We start from the raw sequence: 14377 nt of genomic DNA, 5'->3' as shown, positions 1-14377 counted from the left end.
GCAGCCGTGCTTGCCTTCAAACCGTTGCGGCTTCGATGCCGAACACTTGCCGCAGGTAGGCCAGGTACTTCTCGTCGTCGCACATGCCTTTGCCTGGCGTGTCCGAGAGCTTGGCCACGGGCTGGCCGTTGCAGCGCACCATCTTCATGACGACCTGCAGCGGCTCGGGCCCCAGGTCGTTCGTCAGGTTGGTGCCCACGCCAAAGGCCAGCTGCGCGCGGCCGGCAAAGCGCTGGTACAGCTCGATCACGCGCGGGATGGTCAGGCCGTCGCTGAAGATCAGCGTCTTGGTGCGCGGGTCGATGCGCAGGCTCTGGTAGTGGGCGATCATGCGCTCGCCCCAATCGAAGGGGTCGCCGCTGTCGTGGCGCGTGCCGTCGAACAGCTTGCAGAAATAAAGGTCGAAGTCGCGCAGGAACGCGCTCATGCCATAGACGTCGGACAGCGCGATGCCCAGGTCGCCCCGGTATTCGCGCGCCCAGCTCTCGAAGCCGAAGCGCTGGCTGTCGCGCAGCTTGGGCCCGATGGCCTGGCAGGCCTGCAGGTACTCGTGCGCCATGGTGCCCATGGGCCGCACGCCCAGGCGCTTTGCGAGCAGCACATTGCTGGTGCCCACGAACTGGGGCTGGCGGCCCTGCCCCAGCGTCTGCTGCAGGCGGGTGATCACGCGCTCGTGCCAGGCCCGCGAGAAGCGGCGGCGGCCGCCGTAATCGGCCAGGCGAACACCCTCCAGGCCGGGCGCCTGCAGCGCGGCCACCTTGGCGTCGAGCCGGCGCAGGCCTTCGGCCTCGTCGGGCACGGGCATCAAATGCCGGAAATACACCTCGTTGACGATGGACAACAGCGGCACCTCGAACAAGATGGTGTGCAGCCAAGGCCCCTGCACGCGGATGTCGAGCTGGCCGTCGGACAACGGCTCGATGGCGATGCTGTGCTCGCTCAGGTGAAACAGCTCGAGGAAATCGACGAAGTCGCTTTTGATGAAGCGCAGCGAACGCAGGTAGTCCAACTCGTCGACGGTGAACCGCAGCTGGCACAGCGCATGCACCTCGGCCCGGATCTCGTCCACATGCCGGGCCAGGTCAATGCCGGGGTTGCGGCAACGGAACTTGTACTCGGCCTGCGCCCCGGGGAACTGGTGCAGCACCACCTGCATCATGGTGAATTTATACAGGTCGGTGTCGAGCAGGCTGTCGATGATCATGCAAATGTCGGCCCGCTGGGGTCGCTGTTCCTTGGCTGACGCGGTGCGCGGACCAGCCCTTGCGGCCTGCCCGATGCGCCAGGCGCCGAGTGTACGTGAGGCCATGGCCCGCACCGCCTCGCGGCCGGTCCAGGCGGCCCGCTGCCCTTGGGCGGCCCCGGCCCTCGATTCGGCCCAAGTTTGAAAGCGTGTGCAGGGCCCTGGTTCGGGAGCAGACCCCCAGGCGGTTGATTGGACATGGCGTGTGCTGAGGGCGTTTGGCCTGTCCGCCCCGACTGACAGCGTCGCACGCTGGCCTCGGGCATGCGAAGCACCACTGGCCTGGGGGACCGTGGCCAATGTTGAACTGCGTCAAGTCTTTTCCCGCGCACCAGATGGCCATGACCATGCGAACAGCCCTGCCGCCAGCGGATCACGGCACCTCGGCGTCCACGGCCATTGACCAACGACTGGCGCGGGCTTGTTTGCGGCGAATTGACAGGGTCGGTTCCATCCGTCACCCTGCCGGGCTTCGCGATGGCTTGCCCTCTGGCCAGGCAGTCTGCGCGCCGGTGAACCCGCTCCGCGACACCAAGGGGTTCCCCTCAAGTCCATGATGTTGGCATAGAATTTGTCAATGATAGTGATTCGCATTTATAATGCGAATCATGGATCGTTCATTGCCTCAGAGGCTCCAGCCATGATCGTTTGTGTTTGCAGCAAAGTGTCGGATCGAGAAATTGCCAAGCATGTGCATGCGGGCATGAGCTTTGACGACATCCAGCTGGAGTTGGGCGTGGCCACCCAGTGTGGGTGCTGCGAGCAGTGCGCCCGGGACATCGTGCAGCAGTGCTCGGTCAGCGGTGCGCATGCGGCGCTGCATTGCGCTGGCGCCGCCACCGGGCACCCCACCACCACGGTGAGCGCCATTCAAATCCACCGTTGAACGAGAGACACCATGTTGGCATCGACACAAGCCTGGCTCGCCATTGGGGGTTCGGTCTTGATCGTGCTGGTGTGCACCGTCTGGATCCTCAAACGTTGAACAGCCCCTGATCCCCCGGCGGCTTTTCGCTTTCGCCTATTTATCCGACGGGGGCTGGTCATCCGCCAGTCGTCGCTCGCGCTGTATGAGTCCTTCCCCTGCCTCCACCGCCGCACCATCCGCCAAGGGCCGCGTTGCCCTGGTCTTTGGCACCGTGGCGTGTTTTCACGTCGCCGCGCTCTGGGCCCTGAACTCCGGCCTGATCCAGCGCGTGCAAGCTGAGGTGAAGCCGCCCGAGCCCATCCTGGCCGAGCTCATCGTGCCGCCGCCACCCGAACCCATCGAGCTGCCCAAGCCCATGCCCGTGGCCCCCCCGCCACCGGTCGAAAAGCCCAAGCCGCGCCCCGCGCCACCGCCCCCCAAGCCGCGCGTGCAGCCCAAGCCCGCACCGCAGCCCCTGGCCTCTCGCAATGCCGAGGAGTCCGCACCGGCCGTACCGGCGCCTTCGCCTCCCGCCCCGCCCGAGCCGCCGCCAGCGCCCCCGGCTCCGCCCGCACCGCCCGTGCCACCGGCTCCGCCGCCCCAGCCGCCGACGCCGCCCACGGCCGCATCGCACCTGAACAACCCCAAGCCCGAGTACCCCCGCGCCAGCCGCGAAATGGGCGAGGAAGGCACGACGCTGCTGCGCGTACTGGTGTCGGCCGACGGCCGTGCCGAACAGGTCGAGGTCAAGCGCTCCAGCGGCTACGACCGCCTGGACCAATCGGCCCTGCGCGCGGTGCGCAAGTGGCGTTTCAGACCTGGCACACGCAACGGTGAGCCCTACAGCGCGTGGTTCGACCTGCCCATTGTTTTCAATTTGGAAAGATAAACATCATGAACCCAGAGTTCGGTCTCTCACACGTTTGGACCCAGGGCGACACGGTCACCCGCGTGGTGTTCTGCGCCCTCATCCTGATGTCGCTCGTCAGCTGGGTGGTCATCGTCCTCAAGTCGCTCGACCTGCTGCGCTACAAGCGGCAATCCAGGCAGATCGAGAGCTTCTGGCATGCGGCCGACATGGCCGACGGGCTGCAGCAACTCCATGGCGATGAGCGCAACCCCTTCCGCGCCATGGTGATCGAGGGCCGCGAAGCAGCGGCCCACCACCGCGCCACGCGCGCCCAGCTGCACGACAGCCTGGACGTGAGCGACTGGATTTCGCGGGCACTGCGCAACAGCTTCGACGTCGCCACCGCCCGCCTGCAGGCCGGCCTGGCCGTGCTGGCCTCGGTCGGCTCCACGGCCCCGTTCGTGGGCCTGTTCGGCACCGTCTGGGGCATCTACCACGCGCTGATGGGCATTTCCTCGGCCGGTGAAGCCTCCATCGACAAAGTGGCCGGCCCCATTGGCGAGGCGCTGATCATGACCGCACTGGGCCTGGCCGTCGCCATCCCCGCCGTGCTGGGCTACAACGCCCTGGTGCGCGGCAACAAGGGTGTGCTGGGCCTGCTGAACCGCTTCGGCAACGACCTGCATGCGCTGTTCGTCACGGGTGCCCGCGTGTCGCCCGCCAACGACTCCAACGTGCTGCACATCAAGAAGGGCTGATCGTCATGGCCGGCATCACAAGCGAAGACCACGAGGAGGTCATGAGCGAGATCAACATGATCCCGTTCATCGACATCATGCTGGTGCTGTTGATCGTGTTCATCATCACCGTGCCGGTGATGAAACACGCGGTCAGCGTCGAGCTGCCCAAGGCGGCCAATGAACAGGCCGAGACCAAGCCCGAGACGATTCAGCTGTCGGTCAAGCAGGACGGCTCCTACGTCTGGGACGACCAGCCGGTGACCGACGCCGAGCTGGAGGCCAAGATGCAAGCCGCCGCGGCCCTGCCCAAGATTCCCGATCTGCACATCCGCGGTGACAAGGATGTGCGCTACGAGCGCGTGGCCCAGGCCATGGCCGCTGCACAACAGGCCGGTCTGAAGAAGATCGGCTTCATCACCGACCCGAAACCGGCCCTGTGACCGACCGCCCCCTGGAGATGACATGACCACCCTCAGCCTGCGTCAACCCCTGTTGTCCGTTCAGCCCAAGACCGAAACCCCGCCGGCCCGCCAGCTGAGCAGCAGCGAGCTGCTCCAGGGCAACCGCACGATCGAGATCAACCACAACGGCGCCGTGTACCGGCTTTACGCGACGCGCCTGGGCAAACTGATCTTGACCAAATGACCCGCGCCCATGCACCACCGGCAGCTTTTCAGCTGCCGGTGGTGCATCAGGTGCGCCATTTCCATTGCGCACCATCGGACCGCCTGCGCAGCGGCGCGAGCGGCGGGGCCGAGAACGTCGGTGTCAGGCGCGACCGACACCGCGGTGCCAGCCTTTGCGCACGTCACCGTCGCCGTAGCACGGTCACGATCACGCCCTCGGCTTCGCGCTGGTCGACGAGCGCATTGCCCGTTTGCGCGGCAAAGGCCTGAAAGTCCCGCGCGGCACTGGGGTCCGTCGCCAGCACGCGCACCAGCTCGCCGCTGTTCAGGCCCGCCAGGGCTTTTTTGGCCTTGAGTATGGGCAACGGACAGTTCATGCCGCGTGCATCCACTTCAGCGGCCACAGGTTCCTGAAAATCACTCATGCGGCGATTGTGCCGTTCGCGAGACACCCGCCAACGGCCGCCGAATCACACTGACATTCGGTTACAATTCGGGCTTCACCCTCGCACGCATCCGCATGTCCGATCTGCCCGCTCCCCGTGACCTTTGGCCCCTCCTGCTCCAGGCCCCGCCGTGGCGTGACAAGCAGGCCCTGCCCCCCGTGCCGGCGCTGGCCTGGCGGCTTGAACCCACGCCGCCTGCCTGGCACTGGACCAGGGCCAAGGCGCAAGCCGAGAAGCAGACGGGCCACTTCCACGTTTACAGCAGCACCTGGCAGTTCCTGAAGAAACCGGACCGCCTCCCGGACTGGGCGCAGCGCGCGGCCGCTGTCCTGACCGATTCGGGCATCGAATACACCCTCGCCCGCATCGAACGCCCCGAGGGCTGGAGCCAGTGGCCCGCCTTGCATCAGGTGTTGTGGCTGTGCGGCGTGCCGGCGGATCAGCTGGAGCGGGTCGCCAGCCTGGACCTCACCCAACCCGAGGATTTCGGCCCCCCGCCTGAAGCCCTGGACAGCTATGACCTGCGCAAGCTGACGGCCAGCCTGCCCCCGCGGCTGGCGCTGGGGCGCTGGCAAGCCCAGCCGGATCAGCTGCCCGGACTGGACGAGCGGATCGACGCCCTCCGGCTGGGCGGCGAGCCCATCATCCACACGCTGCTGCAAACCCAGCGCATGGCCAGCCGCGATGCCCTGGTGCTGGCACACGGGATCGAGTGGACGGCCCTGGTGCCCTGGGTGGCCAACGGCCTGGCCGGCGTGCGCTGGCGCCAGGTGCTGGCGCAGAGCTGGTTGCTGAGCTTTCCGCAGACGGCCGCCCTGGGCTTGTGGGAACCGGCCCTCACGCCCGATGACCCCCACCACGCCGTGGCATGGCAGGGGCTGCGGCTGCTGCATGAGCACGGTCACACGGCCACGCTGCAGCGCAGCCTGCGCCAAGGCCTGGCGGCCCAGCCCGAGGCCGAGGTGCAAGCCGCCTGGGACGCCGCGCTGAACCGGCTGACCGCCGACCCCAGCCGGTGGCTGCCCACGCCGTTGCCCAAGCTGCCCAAGGCGCTCGACCAAACCCTGGCGGCCAGCACCGCGCCCTTGGTGTTGCGCCAAACCGGCCCCCAAGGCGAGCGCCTGGTTCTGCCGCCCGAGGCCACCCGCGATGCCTTGATGGTGCTGATGCTGGGCACTGCCGAGGCGCCCTACGCCGGCCTTGCGCAGCTGCAGGCCGCTTGCACGCCTGAGTCGCTCGCCATCTGGGCACGCGACCTGTTCGACCTCTGGGCCGCCGACGGCATGCCCGCCAAAGGCCGCTTTCTGCTGCATGCCCAGGGCTGGCTGGGCGACGACGTCACGGCCACGCGGCTGCACAAGGGCGTCGTGGCCTGGCGCGCCCGGCTGGACCGTGTGCGCGCCTACGAAGGCATCCAGGCCCTGTCGCGCATGGGCGGCAAGGCCGCGCTGACCTGGCTTGCGGCCCTGGCCGATCAAAAGCGCTACGACGACCTGCGCTCGCGCGCAAGCGAAGCCCTGCAAGCCGCGGCCGAGTCGCGCGGCATGAGCATGGAAGAGCTGGCCGATTGCACCCTGCCCGACCTCGGCTTCGACAGCCAGAGCCGCCAGCGGCTGGATTTCGGCCCACGCCAGTTCGAGGTGCTGCTCGACGAGCAGCTGCAGATCCGGCTGCGCGAATGCGCCCCACCCGTTGGCGCGGCGCAGCCGACCAAGGCCAGTCGGGCCAAGGCCGGCCAGTGGCTGAAGACGCTGCCCAAGCCCCGCCTCACCGACGACGCCGACCTGGCCGCCCAGGCCAAGCGCCAGCTCAAGGACGTGCAAACCCAGCTCAAGGCCCTGAGCCGACGCCAGCTGCAGCGCATGGAAGCGGCCATGTGCCAGGAACGCCGCTGGACCCTGGCGAGCTTTCGCGCCAACCTGGTCGAGCATCCCCTGGCCCGCGTGCTCACCCAGCGTTTGATTTTCGGGGTGTATCCTGCTGCTTCGTCCGTAGCCTCATCGGAATCCGTCGTTACCCCCATCGCACTGTTTCGCGTGGCCGAAGACGGCACGCCGGCCAATGCCCAGGACGATCCCGTGTCCTGGGACGACCTGGCGGCCCTGACGGACGCCGACAGCGCCTGCATCGGCATGGTGCACCCGCTGGCCCTGGCCGCCATGGCCGACGGCGCGGTGCAGGGTCAGGCCTTTGCCAGCCAGCTGGCCGATTACGAGCTGCTGCAGCCGTTTGAGCAGCTGGGCCGCGAGGTCGCCCACCTGCCGGAAGCCCTGCTGGACACCCGCGTGCTGCCCACCTGGGACGGCCGGCAGCTCGGCACGGGCTCCATCATGGGCCTGGTGTCCCAAGGCTGGCAGCGCCAGGTGGGCGATGGCGGCATGGTGGATGCGGTTCACCTGGCCCTGCCCGGCCAGCTCGGGGTCACGTTGAGCTTCGAGCCCGGCTGGTTCGTGGCCGGTGGCATCGACACCAGCGAAGGGCAAACGATTCAGCACCTGGGCCTGCACGGCCACGTGCCCCACGCCAGCGAACCGGATGGCGAGCCCGTGCCGGCCCATTGGCGCCACCTCAGCCCCATTGCCCGCAGCGAACTGCTGCGCAGCCTGAATCGCCTGGCCTGGTGGGAGCGCCCCTGACCGAGCCCCGCGCGTGACGGCCTCACACCTGGCGGTGCAGGCATGAGGATGACGCGTCTGCGGCAGGGCCACAGGCGAAACGCGTTGACGCCAGTCGGCGTGGCGCCTCAACGTCAGACAGTACCAGGCCATGCGCGTTTCATGATCATCGATGCGTGAACCATACCCCCTCGTGAATCAGGCGAGGAGTGATGGAGGCCGCGCTCGGCATCGCGGAGCCCCTGTCGCTTTACCGAGCACGAAGCCGCAACGCAGTCCCCGGCCTTTACCTTTACCTTGCCTCGGCCTTTGCGAACCCAGGCGCTCGGCCCTGCCCCTGGCGGATCGTGAAAGGGCCTGCGCGATGGGCAGCTGAAACTGCGTCGCCGATGCCGTCAAGCCGGTTCGCACAGCGCGGCCCGCCGCACGCCGCGCAGCGCGTTGCTGACGGCCCAGCCGGTGGCGCGCACCAGGTCGTCGCGGCAGATCACGCGTTCGCCCACCTGCGGGCAGCGCGCCAGCAGCCGCGCGCGTGCCGTACCCGGCAGCACCCCGCAAGCCAGCGGGGGCGTCCACCACCGGCCATCGAGCTGCACATAGACGGTGCTGCGCGCGCCTTCGGTGAGCTCGCCCCGGGCGTTGAAAAACAGGGCATCGAACGCGCCCTGGGCCACGGCGGCCTGCATGGCCGCGTCGTAGGTGGGGCGCAACGAGGTCTTGTGGCCCGCCACGGCGGCTTCATCGGGCGGCAGGGTCGCTTCGGCCAGGACCAGTGCCAGAGGCTGATCGCGTGGCAAGGGCGGCAAGGGCGCCGCTGACAACCGCAGGTGCCCGTCGTGCGCCAGGTCGATGCGCACGCGGCGAGGCATCAGCTCGCCCGCCCACTGCGCATGCTGCGTCGCCACCAGCGTTCGCCACGCCGCCTCGTCGCAGCGAAACCCCAGCGCCCTGGCACTCGCCATCAGGCGCGCCAGGTGCCGGGCGGGCTGCACAAAGCCCGCGACGGGACGCCACAGCAGCGTCTCGAACAGGGTGAATCCAGGGTCCAGCGCGGTGACGAAGCGGGCCTTGAGCAGCGCCTCGATCCACTCCGAAGCCGGGTCGGAATCGAGCACGATGCCTCCGCCCACGCCCAACGTCACCCAGGGCAGGTCCGGGCCGGCCTCGTCGAGCCCGCTCACGCCAGCCTGCAAAGGCTCGCCGCCCGCATCAGCGGGTCGGCGGGCTGAAGGGGCTTGCCGGCCCGCTGGCCACGCGGATGACTGATTCGGCTGCCCATCGGTTTGTGGATCGATTTGCCAACTGGCTTGCCGGTGGGCTCGCCGAAGGGCTTGCTGGCGGGCCAATTGATCGGCTGGCCCCACTCGCTGAGCGACTGACGGTTGCGTCCGCGGCGCACCCGCGTCCACGGGCCGCTCGGCATCGCCTTGCGCATCAGGCGGGCGGGTGACGTGCGCATCACCTTCTGGCGGCACCGTGCGCGCCACGGTCAGCGTGCGGATCGCGACCGACAGCGACAGCGGCCCGCAAGCCTGGCCGGCCGCGGGCGGCTCGATCCAGCCGATCGCGCCCGTGTACAGGCCGCGCGGCGTGCCTTCCAGCGCATCGATGGCGGCCATGGCCGCGCGCTTGGGCGCCCCGGTGATCGAGCCACACGGGAAGACCGCCGCCAGCAGCGTGGGCCCATCGACGTCGGGCCGCAGCTGCGCGGTGATGGTCGATGTCATGGCGTGCAAGCTGGCGTGGGTTTCCACGGCAAACAGCGCGGGCACCCGCACGCTGCCTGGCACGGCCACGCGCCCGAAGTCGTTGCGCAGCAGGTCCACGATCATCACGTTCTCGGCCCGGTTTTTCACGTCCTCGGCCAGCCAGCGTGCCTGCGCCGCATCGGCCTGGGCCTCGGCGGCGCGCGGGGCCGTGCCTTTCATGGGACGCGCCGTGAGCTGCCGGCCATCGGGCGATTCGACGAACAATTCGGGTGAGCACGACAGCACCCAGGCGTCGGGCGCGTCGTGGGGCAGACGCGCCAGCACGCCGTGGCGCACGGGCTGCGCACGCCGCAGCCGCCGGTACAGCGCCACGGGCGTCCCTAGCAACCGGCCCCGCAGGCGCAGGGTGTGGTTGACCTGGTAGAACGCCCCGGCGCGAATGCCGTCCTGGATGCGCGCGACCGCCTCGGCGTGCTGGGCGGCCTGGCACGAGGCCTGCGGCTGCCACAGCATGGCGGGGGCCGGCGCCTGTGGCTGCCCCGCGGTGTCCCACGCGGCCAGCTGGGCCTCGACCTGATCGGCACTCAGGCGGGTGAGCGTGTCGAACACCAGCACCCGCAAGTCACTGCGGGCGCTGGCCGTCTGGGCGGGCCCAGCCGGGCCACCCAGACCCGCGGCCTGCCGGTTCCAGCCGTAATCGATGAACAGCACGGCGTGCAGACCGGCGCGCCAGGCCGCCTGCACCGCAGGCCAGCCGGCCTGCAGGGCCGGCGCATCGGCAAACACCCACTGCTGCTGCAAGCCGGTGTAAAGCCGGCTGCACGGCGCCTCGGCCGTCGCCAGGTGATCGTCGAGCAGGACAAACGGTCGGTTCATGGCTCCATGGGCGCGCTGCGCAGCGGTGGTGCAGGTTCTCACCCACAAAGGGAAGCAGTATGGATCGGTTCCCGTTCAAAACATATCGGCAGCAAGCCCATACCCCATCAACGCTTCAAGCCCTGCAGCTTGCTGAAGGCCGAGGCCATGGCCGTGGCTTGCGGCGCATCGCGCCGAGCCTGCCCCGCACGCTGGCCGCGGCCGGCGCTTTCAAACCGGTTCTCGCGCGGGCCATCGCGCCGCGGCGCCTGCGCGTCCAGCTTCATCGTCAGGCTGATGCGCTTGCGCGCCGCGTCGACTTCGAGCACCTTGACCTTGACGATCTGGCCGGTCTTGACGATTTCGCGCGCATCCTCGACGAACTTGTTGGCCAGTTGGCTCACGTGCACCAGGCCGTCCTGGTGCACGCCCAGGTCCACGAAGGCGCCAAAGGCGGCCACGTTGCTCACGGTGCCTTCCAGCACCATGCCGGGCTGCAGGTCCGCGATGTCTTCGACCCCGTCGTTGAAGCGCGCCACCTGGAAGTCGGGCCGTGGGTCGCGCCCAGGCTTGTCCAGCTCGGCCAGGATGTCCTGGACGGTGATGACGCCCACGGTGTCGTTGGCGAACAGCTCGGGGCGCAGGGCCTTGAGCACGTCGCTGCGCCCCATCACCTGGTCGACGGGCTTGCCCGCCTGCGCCAGGATGCGGTCGACCACGGCGTAGCTTTCCGGGTGCACCGCGGTCATGTCCAGCGGGTTGTCGCCGCCGCGGATGCGCAGGAAGCCGGCGCTCTGCTCGAAGGTCTTGGCGCCCAGGCCGCTCACCTCCAGCAACTGCTGGCGGCTTCGGAAGGCGCCGTTGGCCTCGCGCCAGCGCACCACCGCCTTGGCCACGCTGCCCGACAGGCCGGACACGCGCGTGAGCAAGGGCACGCTGGCGGTGTTCAGGTCCACCCCGACGCCGTTCACGCAGTCTTCCACCACGGCGTCCAGCGTCCGCGCCAGCTCGCTCTGGTTGACGTCGTGCTGGTACTGCCCCACGCCAATGCTCTTGGGGTCGATCTTGACCAGCTCGGCCAGCGGGTCCTGCAGGCGGCGCGCGATGCTGGCGGCGCCACGCAGGCTCACGTCCACATCGGGCAGCTCCTGCGACGCGTACTCGCTGGCGCTGTAGACCGAAGCGCCCGCTTCGCTGACCACGATCTTCTCGATCTTGACAAACGAATCACCGGCCAGTTTGGCCGCAGGGCCGCCCCCAAGGCCAAACGCTGCTCCCTCTGGGGGCAGCGGACCAGGCGCAGCCAGGGGGCGTGGGGGCATCATTTTTTCGACCAGCTTGATCACGTCGCCGGCCAGCTTGTCCGTCTCGCGGCTGGCGGTGCCGTTGCCGATCGCGATCAGCTGCACCCCGTGCTTGACGCACAGCTTGGCCAGCGTGTGCACGCTGCCCTCCCAGTCGCGGCGCGGCTCGTGCGGGTACACCGTGGTGGTGTCGACCAGCTTGCCGGTCGCGTCGCACACGGCCACCTTCACCCCGGTGCGGATGCCGGGGTCCAGCCCCAGCACGGTGCGCTGGCCGGCCGGCGCGGCCAGCAACAAATCGCGCAGGTTGTCGGCGAACACCTTGATCGCCACCGTTTCGGCCGCGTCACGCAGACGCGCAAACAGGTCGCGCTCGGTCGACAGGCTGAGCTTGACGCGCCAGGTCCAGCTCACGGCTTTTTTCAGCAGGTCGTCGGCCGCGCGGCCCTGGTGGCGCCAGCCCACATGCAGGGCGATGCGCCCTTCCGCCAGGTTGAGGGCGCCGCGCTCGCTCGCGCCGCCCGGGGCTTCGGCGGCCTCAGGCAGCGTGAGCTTGGCATCCAGGATCTCTTGCGCGCGACCGCGGAAAACAGCCAGCGCGCGGTGTGAAGGCACGCGCCCAATGGGCTCGTCGTAGTCGAAGTAATCGCGGAACTTGGCGACTTCGGGGTTGTGCTCGTCCTTGCCCGCCGCCAGTTTGGACACCAGCAGGCCTTCTTGCCACAGCCATTCGCGCAGCGTCTGCACGAGCTGCGCGTCCTCGGCCCAACGCTCGGCCAGGATGTCGCGCACGCCATCGAGCACGGCGGCCACGGTGGTGAAATCTTCGCCGCCTTCGCCTTTCTCGGCCTTCACGAACGGCACGGCAGCGGTCTGCGGGTCCTGTGAGGGGTCGGCCAGCAGCGCATCGGCCAGGGGCTCGATGCCGAACTCGCGCGCGATCTGGCCTTTGGTGCGGCGCTTGGGCTTGTAGGGCAGGTACAGGTCTTCCACGTCCTGCTTGGTGGCGGCGCGCTCGATCGCCGCGCGCAACGCGGGTGTCAGCTTGCCCTGCTCGTCGATGCTCTTGAGCACGGCAGCCCGGCGGTCGGCCAACTCACGCAGGTAGGCCAGGCGGGCGTCGAGTTCGCGCAGCTGCACATCGTCCAGGCCGCCGGTGACTTCTTTGCGGTAACGCGCCACGAAGGGCACGGTCGCCCCGCCATCGAGCAAGCCCACAGCGGCTTGCACCTGCTCTTCCCTGACCTTGAGTTCCTGTGCGATCTGCGCGGTGATGCTGTGCATGTCGTGATGCCCACCAACGGGCGTGGGCCAGTGCGAAAAGCGGGCAAGTTTGCCACACCGCCTGGCCTCAACCGGGCATCAAAGCACCCCGAAATTCGAGGCCATGACCACCGCCTGCGCCCGCGTGTGCACCTTGAGTTTGCGGTAGATGCTGCGCACGTGGCTGTTCACGGTCTGTTCGCCAATCGACAGCTGGATGGCGACCTGCGCACTGGTCATGCCTTTGGCGAGCATGCGCAACACGTCTTTCTCGCGCTCGGACAAGGTGTCGCGCTCAGCCGGCAGCTCGCTGTTCGCGAAGGCCTCGGTGCCGGCCGAGGCACGCAGCCGGCGCACCAGCCGACGCAGCAGGCTGGGCGTGACGACGGCGCCACCATTCACGACCTGCAACACCGCCTCGACGTGGCTGCCAAACCACGAGCTCTTGAGCAGGAAGCCGTTGGCGCCGCTGCGAAAGGCTCGCAGGACGTGGTCTTCGTCGTCGCAGCTGGACACCACGATGACCTCCATCATCGGGCGGGTCTGCTTGATGTACTCGAGCACCTGAAACCCCGTGCCATCGCTCAGGTGCAGATCGACCATCAGGACGTCGATGTCGCGCGAATTGATGAGGCGGCGGCCTTCCCGCACACCGGTCGCATGGCCGATCAGGTCGGTGCGGCCATCGGCGAGCAACTCCTGCGTCACGGCCAGCCGCAGGTGCGCGTCCTGCGTGACCAGCGCCACGCGGATCGGTCGATCCACCTGGCCCATGAGGAACATGGGCCATTGCTGATCCCGGAACCGGTCCGGTCCCGGCCCGGACAACGCCTGTTGCCCTCCTCGAAGCGGCTCAGGTCCATGGGTGGCGTTGGGGGGCATGGGGATCTCCAGTCATTGTTGGTTTAAGGCTCAAGTGGTGCGATCGACCTCCACACGCTCCCTGCATGTGCCCGCGCCCCCAGAGTTTGGATTTGAATGGATTTTGCTCGTAACGAATTACATCTATTAACTATTACCGAAAACACACCCCGTTACCCAACAATGCGCGCCGCCATGCAGCACAAAGGTGCTTTGGCAAGCTGTTGTTTCAGGCCGAATTTTTGCGTTTGGTTGCAGGCTTTTGGTAAACAGTTGCACCAAAAGCGTGATCAATTTCACGGGATGCAAGGGGGCGCTGGTCACACGGACACTCCATTCCCAGACGACCCCGACGGACATCGACGATGCACCAGGGCCTGTCTGAACCGGGTGGCACACACCTCAACCAGCCTCGTTTGGAGACACATCATGTTCAAGCCTTTTGCCCTTGCGTTGGTTCTTGCATCCACGGCGGCATTCGCCGGTGGTCCTGGTGGCGGTCACGGCGGTGGCGGCGGCGGTGGGGGCAGCACCGCTGCGCCTCAGATCATCATCAACGGCACGTCCATCCAGGCCACGGCCATGGCGTACGGCTCCATCCGCAACACCTCGGCGGACAACCAGACCGAAGCCAACCAGTTCCTGGCCAGCAACGCCGGCCATGTGACGGTGAACGGCACCTCGGTCCAGGCTGTGGTGGGCAAGCATTCGTCCGTCAGCAACCGGGCCCAGGACAACCAGACCTACGCCATGCAAACCCTGGCCAGCAACGTGGGTGACGTGGTGGTGAATGGCAACTCGCTGCAAGTGGTGGCCCTGAAGGGCATGTACGTGAGCAACCTGGCGAAGGGCAACCAGACCAAGGCCGTGCAGGGTCTGTCGTCCAACAACGCCTGCTTCAAGTGCGAATGACGCCGCGCTGAGTCAGAGCCGCTGCGATTGGCCGTTGGCCGATCGC

General features: G+C 68.0%; 12 protein-coding genes. 7 read left to right on the top strand and 5 right to left on the bottom strand.

Going from position 1 to position 14377, the window contains the following annotated elements; translation table 11 throughout:
- Positions 1 to 16: 16 nt before the first annotated feature.
- Positions 17 to 1204, bottom strand: a complete 1188-nt coding sequence (pncB, locus tag CCO03_RS09570) for a nicotinate phosphoribosyltransferase (protein ID WP_087280370.1) — start codon at positions 1202 to 1204, stop codon at positions 17 to 19.
- A gap of 679 nt (positions 1205 to 1883) precedes the next feature.
- Here pncB and CCO03_RS09565 point away from each other — a divergent pair.
- From CCO03_RS09565 to hemP, 5 genes are all read left to right on the top strand, one after another.
- A complete protein-coding gene (locus CCO03_RS09565) occupies positions 1884 to 2129 on the top strand; it encodes a (2Fe-2S)-binding protein (protein ID WP_087280367.1) in 246 nt (81 codons plus the stop codon).
- Between the two features lie 184 nt (positions 2130 to 2313).
- A complete protein-coding gene (locus CCO03_RS09560; protein WP_087280364.1) occupies positions 2314 to 3039 on the top strand; it encodes an energy transducer TonB in 726 nt (241 codons plus the stop codon).
- A 5-nt stretch (positions 3040 to 3044) separates the two neighbouring features.
- Positions 3045 to 3758 (top strand): MotA/TolQ/ExbB proton channel family protein, encoded by a 714-nt coding sequence (locus CCO03_RS09555; protein WP_087280361.1) that lies wholly within the window; start codon positions 3045 to 3047, stop codon positions 3756 to 3758.
- 5 nt (positions 3759 to 3763) lie between these two features.
- Positions 3764 to 4180 (top strand): ExbD/TolR family protein, encoded by a 417-nt coding sequence (locus CCO03_RS09550; protein ID WP_087280358.1) that lies wholly within the window; start codon positions 3764 to 3766, stop codon positions 4178 to 4180.
- A 22-nt stretch (positions 4181 to 4202) separates the two neighbouring features.
- Positions 4203 to 4385, top strand: a complete 183-nt coding sequence (gene hemP / locus CCO03_RS09545; RefSeq protein WP_087280355.1) for a hemin uptake protein HemP — start codon at positions 4203 to 4205, stop codon at positions 4383 to 4385.
- A gap of 163 nt (positions 4386 to 4548) precedes the next feature.
- On the opposite strand, the gene CCO03_RS09540 is transcribed toward hemP, so the two are convergent.
- Positions 4549 to 4791: a sulfurtransferase TusA family protein gene (locus CCO03_RS09540; protein WP_087280352.1), complete on the bottom strand. Its 243-nt coding sequence runs from the start codon at positions 4789 to 4791 to the stop codon at positions 4549 to 4551.
- A gap of 95 nt (positions 4792 to 4886) precedes the next feature.
- Here CCO03_RS09540 and CCO03_RS09535 point away from each other — a divergent pair, with 95 nt between their 5' ends.
- A complete protein-coding gene (locus CCO03_RS09535) occupies positions 4887 to 7448 on the top strand; it encodes a DUF4132 domain-containing protein (RefSeq protein ID WP_087280349.1) in 2562 nt (853 codons plus the stop codon).
- A gap of 374 nt (positions 7449 to 7822) precedes the next feature.
- Here the strand turns inward: CCO03_RS09535 and CCO03_RS09530 are convergent, their stop codons facing one another.
- The 3 genes from CCO03_RS09530 to CCO03_RS09520 all read right to left on the bottom strand — a co-directional run bounded on the left by CCO03_RS09530 (position 7823) and on the right by CCO03_RS09520 (position 13341).
- The gene (locus CCO03_RS09530) at positions 7823 to 10012 is read right to left on the bottom strand and encodes a chorismate-binding protein (RefSeq protein ID WP_087280346.1); all 2190 of its coding nucleotides are present in this window, start codon (positions 10010 to 10012) and stop codon (positions 7823 to 7825) included.
- A 107-nt stretch (positions 10013 to 10119) separates the two neighbouring features.
- Positions 10120 to 12579 (bottom strand): Tex family protein, encoded by a 2460-nt coding sequence (locus CCO03_RS09525; protein WP_087280343.1) that lies wholly within the window; start codon positions 12577 to 12579, stop codon positions 10120 to 10122.
- 78 nt (positions 12580 to 12657) lie between these two features.
- Positions 12658 to 13341 carry a LuxR C-terminal-related transcriptional regulator gene (locus CCO03_RS09520; protein ID WP_236904103.1) on the bottom strand — a complete coding sequence of 228 codons (684 nt, stop codon included), beginning with the start codon at positions 13339 to 13341 and terminating at the stop codon, positions 12658 to 12660.
- A gap of 507 nt (positions 13342 to 13848) precedes the next feature.
- Between CCO03_RS09520 and CCO03_RS09515 the strand changes: the two genes are divergently transcribed.
- Complete coding sequence (locus CCO03_RS09515; protein ID WP_087280337.1) at positions 13849 to 14331, top strand: hypothetical protein; 483 nt, start codon at positions 13849 to 13851, stop codon at positions 14329 to 14331.
- Positions 14332 to 14377: the final 46 nt, after the last annotated feature.

Source organism: Comamonas serinivorans, assembly GCF_002158865.1.
Lineage (GTDB): Bacteria > Pseudomonadota > Gammaproteobacteria > Burkholderiales > Burkholderiaceae_C > Comamonas_E > Comamonas_E serinivorans.
The sequence above is the reverse complement of the archived record's forward strand: the minus strand, read 5'-3'. Positions and strand labels throughout refer to the sequence as shown.